The organism is Asaia krungthepensis NRIC 0535, from assembly GCF_025995175.1.
Lineage (GTDB): Bacteria > Pseudomonadota > Alphaproteobacteria > Acetobacterales > Acetobacteraceae > Asaia > Asaia krungthepensis.
In genome coordinates this window covers 215,299-231,849 of record NZ_BAPV01000004.1, presented here as the reverse complement: position 1 = coordinate 231,849, position 16,551 = coordinate 215,299, and the positions used below count along the sequence as shown (strand labels likewise).

Below are 16,551 nucleotides of genomic sequence, written 5' to 3'. Positions count from 1 at the left end.
GATCACACATGGCACGTGAGCCAAGAGAAGGCGGCCGTGGTGGTCGCGAGCGGGAACGCGAAGGCGACGATCTGGTCGACAAGCTGGTAACGATCAACCGCGTGGCCAAGGTGGTCAAGGGTGGACGCCGCTTCGCTTTTGCTGCCCTGGTTGTCGTTGGTGACCAGAAGGGTCGCGTCGGGTATGGAGCGGGCAAGGCCCGTGAAGTGCCGGAAGCAATCCGCAAGGCCACCGAGCGCGCCAAGCGCACGATGATCCGCGTTCCGATGAAGGAAGGCCGCACGCTGCATCACGATTCCTACGGGCATTTTGGTGCCGGCAAGGTCGTGGTTCGTGCAGCTGAAGCCGGTACCGGCATCATCGCAGGCGGCCCGATGCGCGCCGTTTTCGAATCGCTGGGCGTGAATGACGTTGTTGCGAAGTCCCTCGGGACCCGTAACCCGCATAACATGGTCAAGGCGACCTTCGCCGCTCTCGAGCGTTGCAGCAGCCCCCGCGCTGTCGCAAGCCGCCGCGGCAAGAAGGCCTCTGAGCTGTTTGCAAAGCGTGATGCATCGTCTGACGAGGCAGTGGAGGCGACCAATGGCTGAGAACAAGACTGTTCGCGTCAAGCAGATCGCTTCGGCTATCGGGCGCAAGCCCGGCCAGGCTGAGACCCTCGTGGGTCTGGGCCTGCGCGGCATCGGCAGTGTTCGTGAACTGGAGGATACTCCTTCGGTTCGCGGCATGATCCGCAAGGTTGCCCACCTTATCCAGGTGGAGGGTTGATATGAACCTGAATGAACTGCGCGATAACGCCGGTGCGCGTTACCGCAAGAAGCGTCTGGGCCGTGGTATCGGCTCGGGCAAAGGCAAGACCTCCGGTCGCGGCGTCAAGGGTCAGAAGGCCCGTGAAGGCGTCTCGCTGAACGGCTTCGAGGGTGGTCAGCTTCCGCTGTACCGTCGTATGCCGAAGCGCGGGTTCAAGAACATCTTCCGCAAGGAATTTGCTCCTGTGAATCTGGGCGCGATCGACCGTGCACTGGCTGATGGCAAGCTTCAGGCAGACGCGACGATCACGGAAGAGGCTCTGCGCGCCGCTGGTCTGGTGGGCACTGGCAAGTATGCCGGTATCCGCCTGCTGGCAAAGGGCGAGCTGACCCGCGCCGTGACCGTTGAAGTCTCCGGCGCCTCGGCAACTGCAATTGCGGCTGTTGAGAAGGCTGGTGGCTCTGTCAAGGTTGCCGCCAAGGCTGAAGCTCCGGCAGAAGCCTGATCGCCCGAAACGCTCATCGCGCACCTTTTCGTGCGCGACGAACGACGGTAATCCTGAACAGCGTCCCGCGCCTGCGGCGACGCTGTTTTTGTTGAAAGGACCGGTGGATGGCCTCCGCAGCCGAGCAGCTTGCCGCCAATCTCAATCTGAGTTCATTCGCCAAGGCGACCGAACTCAAAAAGCGTATCTGGTTCACGCTGGGCGCGCTCATCATCTATCGCCTGGGCACGTATATTCCGGTCCCTGGTGTCGATGCGACCGTGATGGGTCAGCTCCTGAATCAGAATCAGGGCGGCATCATCGGCATGTTCGACATGTTCACCGGTGGTGCGCTTGGGCGTATGACCGTGTTCGCTCTGAACATCATGCCCTATATCAGCGCCTCGATCATCGTACAGTTGCTCTCCACGGCGCTGCCCTCGCTTGAGACCCTGAAGAAGGAAGGTGAGCAGGGGCGCAAGAAGCTGAACGCCTATACGCGCTACCTCACCGTGCTGATCGCATTGTTTCAGGCTTATGGCATCGCCGTGGGACTTGAGCACATGACCAGCAAGACGGGAGCGCTGGCCGTCGTGGCCCCGGGACCCTTCTTCATCATGTCCTGCGTGGTGACGCTTGTTGGCGGCACGATGTTCCTGATGTGGCTGGGGGAGCAGATCACCTCGCGGGGTGTCGGGAATGGTATCTCGCTTATCATCTTCGCCGGTATTGTGGCGAACCTTCCCCATGCGCTCGCGAGCCTCTTTCAGCTCGGTTATACCGGGGCGCTTTCGCCTTTCTTTGTGCTGCTCTTTCTCGTTCTCGCGGGTGCGACTATCGCATTCATCGTGTTCATGGAGCAGGCGCAGCGCAGGGTGGTGATCCAGTATCCCAAGCGTCAGGTCGGAAGCCGCATGTTCGGTGGCGACTCCTCGCACATGCCGCTCAAGGTCAATACCGCAGGCGTCATCCCCCCGATCTTTGCGTCATCTGTGCTTCTGATCCCCGTGACAATTGCGGGCTTCATGAACGGCAAGGGCATGCCCGGCTGGTTGAACACGCTGGGTCAGGAACTGGGGCAGGGACAGCCGCTCTACATGCTGTTCTACGCCGCGATGATCCTGTTTTTCTCGTATTTCTATGCGGCAGTAACGTTTAACCCTGAAGAGACGGCCGAGAATCTGCGCAAACAGGGCGGCTTCGTCCCTGGAATACGTCCCGGATCGAACACTGCCCGCTATTTCGACCGGATCCTTTCCCGTCTGACGACGATAGGCGCTCTCTATCTCGTGGCTGTGTGTCTGCTTCCCCAGATCCTGATCAGCCGATACAACGTGCCCTTCTACTTCGGTGGCACGAGCTTGATCATCATTGTATCGGTGACAATCGACACGATGACTCAGGTCCAGTCGCATCTCGTCGCTCACCGTTATCAGGGACTGATTCGCAAGCAGCGCGGTCGCAATGCTGGCAAATCTGACATGGGTCGGGGAGCACGCCGTCGATGAACATCATTCTTCTTGGTCCGCCGGGCGCGGGGAAGGGGACCCAGGCTCAGCGTCTCGAGCAGGGCTATGGTCTCAAGCAGATATCGACCGGCGACATGCTGCGTGCCGAGATGGCGGCGGGCACGCCGCTCGGCCTCAATGTGAAGTCAATCGTCGAATCCGGTTCCTTCGTGCCGGACCCGGTGATGATCGACCTGATCAAGAGCAGGACCCTGCAGTCCGACTGCGCCCATGGGTTCATTCTGGATGGCTTTCCACGTACGGAGAGCCAGGCAGAGGCTCTCGACACGATGCTGGCAGCGCGCTCGATGAAGATCGACGCGGTCCTGCTGCTCGAGGTCGATGCCGAGCAGATCGTGGGTCGTCTGGCACAGCGTCGCGCACCAGACGGCACGCGCCGTGCCGATGACGAGCCTGATACCGTGAGGCACCGCATTCAGGTCTATCGCGATCAGACGGCCCCCATTCTCCCTTATTACGAGAATGCGGGCAGGCTGATCCGTATCGACGGAATGCAGAGCATGGACGCCGTCCATGACGCGATTGTCGCTGCGCTCAAGCTGGGGACTACGACCCCTGCGCGGTGATCACGCAAATGTGAACGGTTTTATTTGACTCAAGGGGGGTGCTCGATATATTGCGCGCCCTCGACACAGGTGCTGACAGGCGCGGTGATCGATGCCTTGCGAGGCGGTCGATTCTTTAGCGGACTGATCAGTTTCGATTGAACTGGCCCAAAATCTGGGTCGAAGCAGAAAGAGAGCCTGGCCTTCCGGCCAGGCAGGGAGTGAGTGGCGTGGCGCGTATTGCCGGCGTAAATATTCCGACGAACAAGCGGGTAGTCATTGCCCTGAGCTACATCTACGGCATTGGTCCGTCGACGGCGAAGGCAATCTGCTCCAAGCTCGAAGTTCCTGATGCCAAGCGCGTCAACGAGCTGAGCGACGACGAGATCGTGAAGATCCGCGAACTGATCGATGGTGACTACCGCGTCGAGGGTGACCTCCGCCGCGAAACCGCGATGAACATCAAGCGTCTGATGGACCTTGGTTGCTACCGCGGTCTCCGTCACCGTCGTGGTCTGCCTGTCCGTGGCCAGCGTACCCACACGAATGCCCGCACCCGCAAGGGCAAGGCCGTGGCCATCGCCGGTAAGAAGAAAGCGACGCGCTAATCCGCGCATCCTAGGCGGAGTGTGGCGATGTCCGGCCCCCGGGCTGGCCTATCGCCCTCCGCTCACTGCTCAGTTTGACAGGACGACCTCATTATGGCCAAGGCCGCAGCTCCGCGTATCCGTAAGAAGGAGCGCAAGAACATCATCTCCGGTGTCGCGCACGTTCTTTCGACGTTCAACAACACCATGATCACCATCTCCGACGCCCAGGGTAACTCGATTGCATGGTCCTCGGCTGGCGCCCAAGGCTTCAAGGGTTCGCGCAAGTCGACCCCGTATGCAGCTCAGGTTGCCGCGGAAGACGCAGGCCGCAAGGCTCGTGACCACGGCATGGAGACGCTGGAAATCGAAGTTTCGGGTCCGGGTTCGGGCCGTGAGAGCGCTCTGCGTGCCCTTCAGGCCGTCGGGTTCTCCATCACGTCGATCCGCGACATGACCCCGGTGCCGCATAACGGCTGCCGTCCGCGCAAGCGTCGTCGCGTCTGATTGGCTCCGGCCCCTCCGGGGGCCGGTTGTCTGTCACCACCCGTCCGTAGGTGGTCTGTCCCCCGGGAGAGGCCACCGGCACGTTCTGACCGCGCTCCGGTGCGGTTGATGTTCCGTTGGGCCCCAGCGGGACAAGTTGTTTGAAAGGCCACGACATTGGTCCTCCAGAAGAACTGGCAGTCCCTTATCAAGCCGGAAAAGCTGGAAGTCGCGCCCGGCTCCGTGCCCACGCAGACAGCCACGGTGATTGCCGAGCCGCTGGAGCGTGGTTTTGGCATGACGCTCGGCAACGCGATTCGTCGCGTGCTGCTCTCCTCGCTTCAGGGCGCTGCCGTCACCGCGATCCAGATCGACGGCGTGCTGCATGAGTTCTCGTCCGTGCCGGGCGTCCGCGAGGACGTGACGGACATCGTGCTGAACATCAAGCAGCTTGCCCTGCGTATGCATGGCGAAGGCCCCAAGCGCATGGTGCTGACGGCTACGGGCCCCGGTGAAGTGCGTGCAGGACAGATCCAGGCCGGTCATGACATCGAGATCATGAACCCCGACCTCGTGATCTGCACGCTCGATGACGGCGTGAAGCTGGGCATGGAATTCACCGTGAACATGGGCAAGGGCTATGTTCCGGCCGCCGCCAACCGTCCGGAAGACGCGCCGATCGGGCTTATCCCCATCGATGCGATCTACTCCCCGGTCCGCAAGGTGTCGTACAAGGTCGAGCCGACCCGCGTGGGTCAGGTGACCGACTATGACAAGCTTCTGCTCACGGTCGAGACGAATGGCGCTGTAACGCCGGAAGACAGCCTCGCACTGGCTGCTCGTATCCTGCAGGATCAGCTCCAGCTCTTCATCAACTTCGACGAGCCGCGCCCGGTCCGTCAGGAAGAGCCGCGTGATGATCTGCCGTTCAACCGCAACCTGCTGCGCAAGGTTGACGAGCTTGAGCTTTCGGTCCGTAGCGCGAACTGCCTGAAGAACGACAACATCGTCTATATCGGCGATCTCGTTCAGAAGTCGGAGCAGGAAATGCTGCGTACGCCGAATTTCGGCCGCAAGTCGCTGAATGAAATCAAGGAAGTCCTGACTTCCATGGGTCTGTCGCTGGGAATGAATGTTCCGGCCTGGCCTCCCGAGAACATTGAGGATCTGGCGAAGCGTCTCGACGAGACGTTCTGAGCCCTATCCGGTAGAAAGCAGAGTAAGGAAACCCGATCATGCGTCATGGTGTTGCTGGGCGTAAGCTCAACGTAACCTCGACCCACCGCGCAGCCATGTTCCGCAACATGGCCGTGGCTATCATCAAGCACGAGCAGATCACGACGACGCTGCCCAAGGCGAAGGAAATTCGCCCGATCGTCGAGAAGCTGATCACGCTCGGCAAGCGTGGCACGCTGCATGCACGTCGTCAGGCTTTCGCACAGCTGCGCGACGAGACCATCGTCACCAAGCTGTTCTCGACCATTGCAGAGCGCTACCAGGGCCGTTCGGGTGGCTATACCCGCGTGCTGAAGGCTGGCGTGCGCTATGGCGACAACGCCGATATGGCCGTTGTCGAAATGGTCGACCGCGATGTTGACGCCAAGGGCAAGGATAGCGGCCCGGTGTTCAATCAGTCGGGTGAAGAGCCGATGGCTGCCTGATTCCGTCAGGAATTCAGAAGCGTCAGAAGGGCCGGGCAGGAAACTGCCCGGCCTTTTTGTTTTTGGCTTACAAATTTCTTTCAAATCATTTATGACCAACCCAACCAATCGGCAGCATCAATCCAAACGCCCAAGGCGGGATTTCTGAGCTATGCCGATACCGATCCTTTCTTCACAGGATCGGGAACCGGAATGAATATCCGAGCGCCCTGACGCGTTCCCCCATTCTGGTTTTTCATACGGTCCGAGCACTCTCGTAGGACCAGTCACCACGCATCCCATGCCGCCCGGGCAATGAGGTCCGGTACGCTCGCGCTGCGTGTAGATACAGGAGAGCTTCTTTGTCTGAGGCACGCACAACCCAGAGACGCGGGATCGCAGAGATCCTCGGTATTCCACGCCCCCTCTTTTTCGGCTTCGTCGGCCTGCTGCTGTTCATGATCGGCGATGGTGTGGAGGCGGGCTATCTCGACACCTTCATGCTGCATAACGGGCATACACAGGGTGACGTGAATCTGCTTTTCACGACTTATGGCATCACGGTCATGATCTCGGCGTGGTTTTCAGGCCCGCTATCGGATCTCTACGGCCCAAAACGTGTCATGTGGATCGGCCTGATTCTCTGGGCCGTGCTGGAAGTCGGCCTTCTCGCTCTGGGGCTTGGGCCGAACAACTTCACCATGACGCTCCTGTTCTACACGCTGCGCGGTTTCGCCTATCCGCTCTTCGCGTATGGGTTCCTTGTCTGGATTGCGGCTGCCACGCCCGCGACCATGCTGGGCTCGGCCGCCGGGTGGTTCTGGTTCTCCTTCTCGGCTGGTCTCCCGACACTTGGCTCTCAGTTTGCCCGCTACGCCATTCCGGCGATTGGTGAGCTTGCAACGTTCTGGTGTTCGCTGGGTCTCGTCATCCTCGGCGGTCTGGTCGCCCTCTTGTTCACGCATGAACCGACTGGAAAGAAGCGTCTGTTGCCGGATCACGTGAGCACGCGCGACATCTTCTTCGGCTCCATCAGCATCATGTGGCGTGAACCGAAAACGCTGATTGCAGGTATCGTGAGGACAATCGACACCTCCTCGGAATATGCCTTTCTTGCGATCATGCCTGCCTTCTTCATCGACCATCTCGGCTTCACCCAGGGCCAGTGGCTCAACCTGCTGTCGCTCATCTTCCTGAGCAACATCCTGTTCAATCTGGTCTCCGGCATGCTGGCCGATGCGCTTGGACATCGTTTCATCGTGTCCGTTTTCGGCGGTATCGGCGGCTTCGTCTCGATCCCGCTCTTTTATTACATTCCGGTCTGGTATCCAGGGAATTTCGCCGCCGCCGCCGCTGTGGGTATCTTCTACGGTGCTACCGTTGCCGCTTTCGTGCCGCTTTCGGGCCTGATGCCTCAAATCTGCCCCAAGGAGAAGGCTGCGGCATTGTCCATCCTCGGTCTTGGCGCAGGCGCAAGTACCTGGGTCGGTCCTGCCATCGCCGGTATCTGCGAGAGCGTGTTCGGCTTCGGTATGGAAGGGATCATCTGGGCCTTTGCCCTGATCTATCTCGCCGCGGCTGGCATGACGGTCACACTGCGTATCTCTGACGAGGCCCGTCGCTACACGCAGGAGGCTCTTGCCCGAGGTGAGAGCGTCACAGCAGTGGGACACTGAACAAACCCTGCTCAAGATAAAGTGGCTCTCGCTTGTTCAAGGCGTCGTTGACATTCGTCGACGGCGCCTTTTTCTGTGGCATCATGACCGATATTCTTTCCGCACCGCCGGCGGATTGGGAGAGCCTTGAGCGCTTTTCCTTTGGCGATAACCCGGCTTTGGCCGACGAACTCCTCGAACTTGTTCTGCGCGGCATCAAGACCGGCACATGCTGGGCCGCGATTGACGGGCAGCAAACCGTCACCGGTCAACTCAATGTTGTCTGCGACGGACGGGACCAGCCCCGAGCGATCATTCGCACGTGCTCGCTCGAAAAAAGACGCTACTGCGATGTGAGCGCGGATTTCGCCGCCAAGGAAGGCGAGGGAGACAGAAGCCTTGCCTATTGGCGTCGCGAGCATGAGCGCTATTTCCGTCGGCTGAACCAGTTCAGTGAGACCATGGAGCTGTGGTGCGAGGAATTCGTGGTCGTGTTTGTGTTCCCCGAAACCCGGTGAGAGATGCCTCAACCGGTGGATGAATACCGGACGAACTTTCATTGCGAGATCGCGTTGACCCCGAACAGAACAAAGAGGGGTTCGCCATGCTCAAGCTCGCCATATTTTTCCTGATCATTTCCCTGATTGCAGGGCTTTTCGGTTTCACCGGTATCTCTGCGGCGTCGGCAGGCATCGCGAAGATCCTCTTTTTCCTCTTCATCGCTCTCTTCGTGCTCTTCCTCGTCATTGCCGTCTTCGTCGGCAAGGCTGTGACCTGAGTACGCTCTCCTCGGAGGCGCCATAAAAAAGGGGGAGAGCCGCAAGGCTCTCCCCCTTTTTCGTGTTTCTCTCCCAGTCTGTGCCGGGAGGTGAGGCGGGGTATCCCTATTGGCTGGTTTTCGAGATGAATTCCGGCAGGAGCGGGTTGTTTGTCTGAAGCGAGGCCTTGCTGGGCAGTTGCGAAACATCCCAGCCCCCGCCCATCGCCACGATCAGGTCAACATGGGCAATAGCCTGACTCTGGTGGATACCGAGAGCCTGCACCTCATAGCTCAAAGCATTCTGCTGGCTTGTCAGAACAGTGGTGTAGGTCTGCGTTCCTGCCATGTATTCGTTGAGCGAAACGCGTACCGCCTCCTGAGCCGACTTTACAGCGACATCCTGCTGAGCCTGCTGCTGCTGAAGGATGCGCAGATTCGACAAGTTATCCTCAACACCCTGAAGCGCCGTCAGTACGGTCTGGCGATAGGTCGCCACGGACGCGTCGTAATCGGCGCGGGCTTCACGCACGGCTGCGGTACGGGCACCACCGTTGAAGAGCGTTTCGGTTGACGACGCCCCAAGTGACCAGAATCGCGTTGCTGCCTGAACCAGGGTCTGGAGCGGGTTGCCGCTATAGCCGTAGGTCGCACTGACCGAGATCTCGGGGTAGAACGCCGCGATATAATAGCCGATCTCGGCATTATATCCTTCCATGTTCCGCTCCGCCGCAGCGATATCAGGGCGGCGCTGAAGCAGGACAGATGGGATGGCATTGGGCGTCGAAGGCAGGGTGAGCGGCAGCGCCCCCACGGGGATCGTCAGATCGGCAGGCGCCCGACCGATCAGAACGGCAATAGCATGCTCATATTGTGCCCGGGTAATTCCGGCCTGTGTGGCCTGGGCTTCGGTCTGCTGCAACTGGTATCGCGCCTGCCAGAGCGAACTCGGGTCTGTGACACCGGCATCGACCTGGTTTTGCACGATGGTCAGGGCCTGACGGAAATACCCCACATTGTCTTCATAGAGTTTTTTCAGGCTGTCCTGATAGCGCAGGTTGAAATAGGCATTTGCGAGCTGGGACTGGTAGGAAAGCTGCGCATTGGCCAGATCGGCCGCACTGGCCTGCGTAGCCGTCACCTGTTGCTGGATCTGACGGCGGATACGTCCCCAGACATCGAGCGTCCAGGAAGCCGAGGGGCCGGTATTCCACGTATTGACCGTTGTGGTGCTGGAGTAATTGACCACCGATCCCGAACTCGCGCTGCGAGAGCCGCTGCCCTGGGCGTTGCGGCTGAAGCTGAACGAGCCGGACAGTGTCGGGAAAAGCTGCGCACGGATCGAATCGATCGTCGCCTCGGCCTTGCGATACTGCGCCTCATATTGCTTCACGTTCTGGTTCGATATCGCGACCTGCGACTCAAGCCAGTTGAGCTGAGGGTCATGATACACCTCCCACCAGGCGCCTTTGGGCGCTTCGGCAAGCTGCGGCCTGGCCACACCCCACCCGGCTGGGGGTGTGGGGGCTTCCTTGAAGTGGGCCGAGATGACCGCATGGGGGCGATGATAATCGGGGCCCACCATGAAGCAGCCCGAAAGCAGGGGCATGCAGCACGCGGCAAGGAGGGACATACGTCGGGCTGAGCGGGACGGAGAGGAAGTCATCCTTGGGTCTGATCCTGATGGGGCCGGCGAAAAAGCATGAAGGCGGATTGGAAAAGCCGTGAGATCCTGCGTCCCATCGCATCGAGCGTCAGGAACACGGCGGGCGTGCTGTAGAGGGTGAGGGCCTGGCTCACCACCAGACCACCAAGAATGGAGATGCCCAGCGGGCGACGCAGCTCAGCACCATAGCCATTGGCGATGATGAGCGGAACCGCGCCCAGCGCCGCCGCGAGCGAGGTCATGATGATCGGGCGAAAGCGCAGGGCGCTGGCCTGTCGGATGGCCTCCTCCGGGGAGGCCCCTTCGCGCTGCGCCTGCATGGCGAAGTCGATCAGCATGATCGCGTTTTTCTTCACGATGCCGATCAGCAGGATCACCCCGATCATCGCAATGAGGGAGAACTCCTCTCCGAAGATCTGCAGTGCCAGAATGGCCCCGACACCTGCCGAGGGGAGGGTGGACAGGATGGTCAGCGGATGAACAAGGCTTTCATAAAGCACGCCGAGCACGATATAGACCGCAGCCAGAGCGGCCAGGATCAGAAGCGGCTCGTCATTGACCGATTTCTGGAACAGCGCTGCATTACCCGCGAACCCACCCTGGATGTCTGACGGCACGTGCAGCTTGATCAGTGCTGCATTGATGGCGGTCACCGCATCGCCCAGCGAGACTCCGGGCTTGAGGTTGAATGAGACGGTGGTCGCGACGGACTGCCCCTGATGGTTCACACTCAGTGCGGTTGTGCCAGGCACAATATGGGAGGTCAGCGTGAGCGGCACCATGGTTTCAGCGCTCGTTGCCACCGCGGAGCCAGACGAGGCATTGCTGCCCCCCGCCAGACTATTCGCCATCTGGTTCTGATAGTTTGAATCGGCGGTCGATACGCTGGTCGAGGCGGTACTGGTTGTCACGACGCGGATCCGGTTCGAGGCCACACTGCCGGAGGCTGTTCCGCCCGAGGTGCTGATCCAGACCTGCTGCAACGTGGTCGGATCTTTCCAGAAGCGCGGCGCCGCCTCCATGATCACGCGATACTGGTTGATAGGCTTGTAGATGACCGAGGCCGCCCGCTGGCCATAGGCATCGAACAGGATGTTCGAGACGAGCTGCGGGGTGATCTGGAAGCGCGAGGAGAGATCACGGTTGATCTTCACATCCAGCGCCGAACCGCCCTCGCTCAGATCGGAAGAAACATCCATCAGTCCCGGGATTTTCTGGAAGGCTTCGACCACCTTGGGTGTGAGGGTGAACAGCTCATCGGCATCGGGCCCCTGAAGGGCGTATTGATAGGAGGCATTGCCACCGCGGGCGCCTGCACGAACGGCGCCAGGTGCCATGAAAAAGACCTCGGCACCCACCATGTGGCTGAATTTGCGGCCCAGGCGCTCGATCGTCTGGGTCACGGTATCATTGCGGGCGGATTTATCCTTGAGCGACGAAAAAAGATTGGCCTGGTTGGCCTGACGCCCACCGAGAAACCCCACAATAGCCGCGACATCGCGGTCTTTCGAGACGGTCCTGGCTACCTGATAGGTCTTCTCGCTCATCTGACTGAACGACGCCGACTGATCGCCGATGATATGGCCCATCATCATGCCGGTATCCTCGTCAGGGAAAAAGCCTTTCGGCATCTTCACGAAAAGGGCGCCTGCGATGAAGAGTGTCAGTGGCAGGCTGAGCAGCATCAGCCAGCGATGGCGCAGCGACCAGTCGAGCGAAGCGACATAGCCATCGGTGATGCGGGTGATTTCGCGGTCGATGATGACAGCAATGCGCGCACGCTTATGGGCCTCTTTCGCCGGGCGCAGGAGCATGGCGCAGATCATGGGAGTGAGGGAGAGCGACAGGATCATCGAGATCACCAGCGTGATCGAAATGGTCATGGCGAATTCATGGAACAGACGCCCGGCAATCCCGCCCAGCAGAATGATCGGCACGAACACCGCAATCAGCGACAGGGTGATGGACACAACCGTGAACGCGACTTCACCCGCTCCGATCAACGCGGCCTTGAGCGGGGAATGGCCTTTCTCGAGGTAGCGGGTGATATTTTCCAGCACCACAATGGCGTCATCCACCACGAAGCCGGTCGAGATGGTGAGCGCCATGAGCGACATGTTGTCGAGCTGATAGCCCAGCAGCTTCATGGCGGCGAAGGTCGCGATAATCGAGGTTGGCACCACAATCGCCGGAACCAGAATGGCCGGGGCCGATTGCAGGAAGACGAGCACGACCAGCACGACAAGCACCACGGCGAGGATGAGGGTGAGCTTGGTATCGTCCAGGGCGGCGCGAATGGTCTTGGAGCGGTCGACGGCGATATGCAGGTCGATATCGGGGGGCAGCGCTGCGCGGATGAGCGGAAGCCGCGCCTTGATCTGGTCGGTCGTCTTGACCACGTTCGCCCCGGCTTGGGCGAAAACCAGCCCCACCACGGCGCGCTGCCCGTTATAGACGCCCAGTGTGCGCAGGTTTTCGACGCTGTCATTGACCTCGGCAACGCTCGAGAGTCGTACGGGGCGCGTATTGCGATAGGCGATAATCAGATCACGATAGGCCTGTGCCGTTTCGGCTTGGTCATTGGTATCGAGCGTGAAGCGATAGCCACCCTGATCGATAAAACCCTTGGGCGTATGGGCGTTGGCGGAGGCCAGTGCAGCGCGCACATCCTCGAAACCGATGCCGAACTTGTAGAGCAGAAGGGGGTTGACCTCCACACGCACGGCGGGCAGGGCGCCGCCGCCCACTTCGACTTCACCCACACCCTGCACCTGGCTGAGCTGCTGTTGCAGCACGTTGGTCGCCTGGTCATAGAGCATGGCCGGCGTCTTGGTGGGGGAGGTAAGCGCCATGACCAGAATAGGCGCGCCGTTCGGGTTCGCCTTCTGATAGCTCGGATTTGTGCGCAGCGTGGTGGGCAGATCGGCACGGGCGGCTTGCAGGGCGGCCTCGACATCGCGCGCGGCCCCATTGATGTCACGCGACAGATCGAATTGCAGGATGATCCGCGCCTGATTAACCATGGATTGCGAGGTCATTTCCGACAGACCCGCTATGGCACCAAGATGACGCTCCAGGGGGGCTGCGATGGTACTCGCAATTTCGGTCGGGGAACCGCCGGATTGCTGCGCCTGTACCATGATGACGGGCATATCCACATTAGGCAGATCGGCCACGGGCAACATGGTATAGGCCAGAAGCCCAGCAATCAGCATCGCTGCGGTCAGGAGCGAGGTGGCTACCGGCCGCAGGATGAAGGGGCGTGTGATGTTCACTCGCCACCCTGTTCGGCAAGACGTTCGGACATGGAGCGCAGGCCGAAGCGACGGCGCGTGGCGGCGGCGATGCGGTCCATCAGCAGATAGATGACCGGGGTGGTGAACAGGGTCAGAAGCTGCGATAGCAGCAACCCACCCACAATCGACACGCCGAGCGGACGACGCAGCTCCGACCCCACACCGTGGCCCAGCATGAGCGGCAGGGCACCGAAGAAGGCGGCGAGTGTCGTCATCAGGATCGGACGAAAACGCAGCAGCGCCGCGCGACGGATGGCATCGAACGGAGGCAGACCATCCAGACGTTCGGCTTCAAGCGCGAAGTCGATCATCATGATGGCGTTTTTCTTGACGATACCGATCAGCAGCACGATGCCGATGATCCCCATCACATCCAGATCCATGCCGCAGAGCGAGAGCGCAAGCAGCGCCCCGATGGCCGCGGAGGGCAGGGTCGAGAGGATCGTGATGGGATGGATAAAGCTCTCATAGAGCACGCCCAGCACGATATAGACGGCCACAAGCGCCGCAATCACCAGATAGAGTTCATTGCTCAGCGAGGATCGGAATGCTGCGGCCGTTCCCTGGAACGCGGTCTGGAAAGCAGGGGGCAGGCCAATGGTCGAGGCGGCATGGTCGATGGCGTTCGTCGCTGCACCCAGCGAATAGCCCTCGGCCACGTTGAACGACACGGTGGTGGCCGGGAACTGCCCGAAATGCGTGATCAGCAGCGGGGCGAGTCCCTTGGTAATGGTCGTCACCTGATGCAGGGGCACGAGACCCGATGTGGGCAGGCGGGTCGGACCGGACGAGCTCTGACCTGCCTCGCTGGAGATGCCGGGCAGATAAAGCTGACCGAGGCTCGCCAGATCATGCTGGAAGCGCGGCTCTGTCTCGAGGATCACGCGATACTGGTTGGACTGCGTGTAGATGGTCGAGATCTGGCGCTGACCATAGCTGTCATAGAGCAGGTTATCGATGGTCTGCGGCGTGATCGAGTAGCGCGCCCCATTGGTGCGATCGAGATCGACATGGGCAACAAGCCCCTCGGCCTGGAGGTCTGAGGTGACATCGGCCAAAGCGGGTTCCTGCTGCAACGCCGTGAGCAGCTTGGGCACCCAGGTCTTGAAGGTGTCGTAATCCGGGTTTTCGAGCAGGAACTGATACTGCGTGGCCGAAACCGTGGAGTCGAGCGACAGATCCTGGACAGGCTGAAGGAACAGCCGAGCCCCGGGGGTGGAACTGCCCCGGTCGGCAAGGCGCCTGAGAATGGCGGAGAGCCCGCTCGTACGCTGTTCGAGGGGTTTGAGGTTGATCAGCATGCGCCCGACATTGAGCGTCATGTTCTGCCCGTCGATACCGACGAAGCTCGACACACTGGCCACATCCGGATCGTCGAGCACGGCGGCTATGACCGCCTCCTGATGCTTCTTCATGCTGTCGAACGAGATGGCCTGCGCCATTTCGGTGATACCCTGCACCACGCCGGTATCCTGACGGGGAAAGAACCCCTTGGGGATGATCACGGCGAGGAACACGGTCAGCACGAAGGTTCCCAACGCAACAAGCAGGGTTCCCGTCTGGTGGCGCAGGACGAAATCGAGCCAGCGTGCATAGGTGGCGATCATCCGCTCGATGGCATTGCCAACGCGGGCCGCGACGCGCTGAAAGCGCGTGCTCGCATGTTCGTCATGGCTGCGCTCGCTCAGCAGGCGGGCGCACATCATGGGCACGAGGGTGATCGAGACGATGGCCGAAATCACGATGGTGATGGCCAGCGTCATCGCAAATTCGTGGAACAGGCGCCCGACCACATCGCTCATGAACAGCAAAGGGATCAGCACGGCGATGAGCGACACCGTCAGTGAGATGATGGTGAAGCCGATCTCCTGCGAGCCCTTGACGGCGGCGGTGTAGCGATCTTCGCCCATCTCGATGTAGCGCGCGATATTCTCGATCACCACGATGGCGTCATCGACCACGAAGCCCGTCGCGATGGTCAGAGCCATGAGCGAGAGATTATCGAGCGAGAAATCGAGCAGATACATCACCGCCAGCGTGCCGATCAGCGAGAGCGGCACGCTCAGGCTCGGGATGATGGTGGCAGGCACGTTGAACAGGAACACGAAGATCACGGCCACCACGAGCAGCATGGCCATGCCCAGCTCGAATTCCACATCCGCCACCGAGGCGCGAATGGTGGTGGTGCGGTCTGTGAGAGGGGTGATCTCGATTCCGGGTGGCAGGGTCTTGCGCAACTGGGGCAATACGGCCAGCACGTTATCGACCACCGAAATCACATTGGCGCCCGGCTGGCGCTGCACGTTCAGGATCAGTGCCGGGGTCTTGTCCGACCAGGCAGCAAGCTGATCGTTCTCTGGGCCCTGAACAACGGTGCCGACATCGCGCAGGCGGATCGGGCCATTGTTCTGATAAGCGATGATCTGGTTCATCAACTGGTCGACTGAGGAGATCTGACCGTCGATACGCAGTGTGGTCGAGCGATGCGGCCCGTCAAACGTGCCCGTAGGGGAGTTGATGTTGACGGTGCCGATGGTGGTGCGCACCGTGTCGATAGCAATACCGTAGGAAGTCAGCTTGGGGATGTTGATCCGGACGCGTATTGCCTTGCGATTCCCCCCCGAAAGCGTGACGAGACCCACGCCGGAAATCTGGCTGACGCGCTGCTGGAGGCGCGTATTCACGAAATCCTGGACCTCGGTCAGGGGCAGGGTACGCGATGTGATGCCCAGAGTGAGCACGGGGGTATCGGCCGGGTTGACCTTGGCATAGATCGGCGGCGCCGGAAGGTCGGTCGGCAGGAGTGAATTGGACTGGTTGATGGCGGCCTGGACTTCCTGCTCGGCAATATCCATCGACATGTCGAGCCCGAAGCGCAGCGTGATGACCGAAGCGCCGCCCGATGACTGCGAGGTCATCTGGTCGAGGCCCGGCATCTGGCCAAGCTGGGTTTCGAGCGGCGCCGTGACCGAGGTCGCCATCACATCCGGTCCTGCGCCCGGATAGAAGGTCGAGACCGTGATGGTCGGATATTCCACCTGAGGCAGGGCCGAAATCGGCAGAAAGTGATAGCCGAGCAGACCGGTCAGCATGATCGCCAGCATCAGGAGCGATGTGGCGACCGGGCGATCGATGAAAAGGCGAGACGGATTCATG

Annotated in this window: 15 protein-coding genes; 12 read left to right on the top strand and 3 right to left on the bottom strand. The window is 60.5% G+C overall.

What is annotated here, in order from left to right:
* The first annotated feature begins 8 nt into the window (after positions 1–8).
* The 12 genes from rpsE (at position 9) to AA0535_RS03460 (ending at position 8,454) form a co-directional block, all read left to right on the top strand.
* Positions 9–590 (top strand): 30S ribosomal protein S5, encoded by a 582-nt coding sequence (gene rpsE, locus AA0535_RS03515; protein ID WP_023978987.1) that lies wholly within the window; start codon positions 9–11, stop codon positions 588–590.
* A complete protein-coding gene (gene rpmD, locus AA0535_RS03510) occupies positions 583–768 on the top strand; it encodes a 50S ribosomal protein L30 (RefSeq protein ID WP_023978986.1) in 186 nt (61 codons plus the stop codon). The genes rpsE and rpmD overlap by 8 nt, the downstream gene beginning before the upstream one ends.
* A gap of 1 nt (position 769) precedes the next feature.
* Entirely contained in the window at positions 770–1,255 is a 486-nt protein-coding gene (gene rplO, locus AA0535_RS03505) for a 50S ribosomal protein L15 (protein ID WP_023978985.1), read from the top strand.
* Positions 1,256–1,362: 107 nt separating this feature from the next.
* Entirely contained in the window at positions 1,363–2,742 is a 1,380-nt protein-coding gene (gene secY, locus AA0535_RS03500; protein ID WP_264814528.1) for a preprotein translocase subunit SecY, read from the top strand.
* Positions 2,739–3,329 carry an adenylate kinase gene (locus AA0535_RS03495; protein ID WP_264814527.1) on the top strand — a complete coding sequence of 197 codons (591 nt, stop codon included), beginning with the start codon at positions 2,739–2,741 and terminating at the stop codon, positions 3,327–3,329. The genes secY and AA0535_RS03495 overlap by 4 nt, the downstream gene beginning before the upstream one ends.
* A 209-nt stretch (positions 3,330–3,538) precedes the next feature.
* Positions 3,539–3,916 (top strand): 30S ribosomal protein S13, encoded by a 378-nt coding sequence (gene rpsM / locus AA0535_RS03490; RefSeq protein ID WP_264814526.1) that lies wholly within the window; start codon positions 3,539–3,541, stop codon positions 3,914–3,916.
* Between the two features lie 93 nt (positions 3,917–4,009).
* Complete coding sequence (gene rpsK / locus AA0535_RS03485; protein ID WP_025822066.1) at positions 4,010–4,402, top strand: 30S ribosomal protein S11; 393 nt, start codon at positions 4,010–4,012, stop codon at positions 4,400–4,402.
* A 156-nt stretch (positions 4,403–4,558) separates the two neighbouring features.
* Positions 4,559–5,578 carry a DNA-directed RNA polymerase subunit alpha gene (locus AA0535_RS03480; RefSeq protein WP_023978980.1) on the top strand — a complete coding sequence of 340 codons (1,020 nt, stop codon included), beginning with the start codon at positions 4,559–4,561 and terminating at the stop codon, positions 5,576–5,578.
* Positions 5,579–5,616: 38 nt separating this feature from the next.
* A complete protein-coding gene (gene rplQ / locus AA0535_RS03475; protein ID WP_062164123.1) occupies positions 5,617–6,042 on the top strand; it encodes a 50S ribosomal protein L17 in 426 nt (141 codons plus the stop codon).
* Positions 6,043–6,383: 341 nt separating this feature from the next.
* Positions 6,384–7,697 carry an MFS transporter gene (locus tag AA0535_RS03470; RefSeq protein WP_264814525.1) on the top strand — a complete coding sequence of 438 codons (1,314 nt, stop codon included), beginning with the start codon at positions 6,384–6,386 and terminating at the stop codon, positions 7,695–7,697.
* A gap of 47 nt (positions 7,698–7,744) precedes the next feature.
* Entirely contained in the window at positions 7,745–8,194 is a 450-nt protein-coding gene (locus AA0535_RS03465; protein WP_264814524.1) for an ASCH domain-containing protein, read from the top strand.
* Between the two features lie 86 nt (positions 8,195–8,280).
* Positions 8,281–8,454, top strand: a complete 174-nt coding sequence (locus AA0535_RS03460; RefSeq protein ID WP_023978976.1) for a DUF1328 domain-containing protein — start codon at positions 8,281–8,283, stop codon at positions 8,452–8,454.
* A 106-nt stretch (positions 8,455–8,560) separates the two neighbouring features.
* Here the strand turns inward: AA0535_RS03460 and AA0535_RS03455 are convergent, their stop codons facing one another.
* The 3 genes from AA0535_RS03455 to AA0535_RS03445 are packed head-to-tail and all read right to left on the bottom strand — an operon-like array spanning position 8,561 to position 16,550.
* Complete coding sequence (locus AA0535_RS03455; RefSeq protein ID WP_264814522.1) at positions 8,561–10,099, bottom strand: efflux transporter outer membrane subunit; 1,539 nt, start codon at positions 10,097–10,099, stop codon at positions 8,561–8,563.
* Positions 10,096–13,374: an efflux RND transporter permease subunit gene (locus tag AA0535_RS03450; RefSeq protein WP_264814520.1), complete on the bottom strand. Its 3,279-nt coding sequence runs from the start codon at positions 13,372–13,374 to the stop codon at positions 10,096–10,098. The genes AA0535_RS03455 and AA0535_RS03450 overlap by 4 nt, the downstream gene beginning before the upstream one ends.
* A complete protein-coding gene (locus tag AA0535_RS03445; protein WP_264814518.1) occupies positions 13,371–16,550 on the bottom strand; it encodes an efflux RND transporter permease subunit in 3,180 nt (1,059 codons plus the stop codon). Before AA0535_RS03445 ends, AA0535_RS03450 begins: the two co-directional genes overlap by 4 nt.
* Position 16,551: the final 1 nt, after the last annotated feature.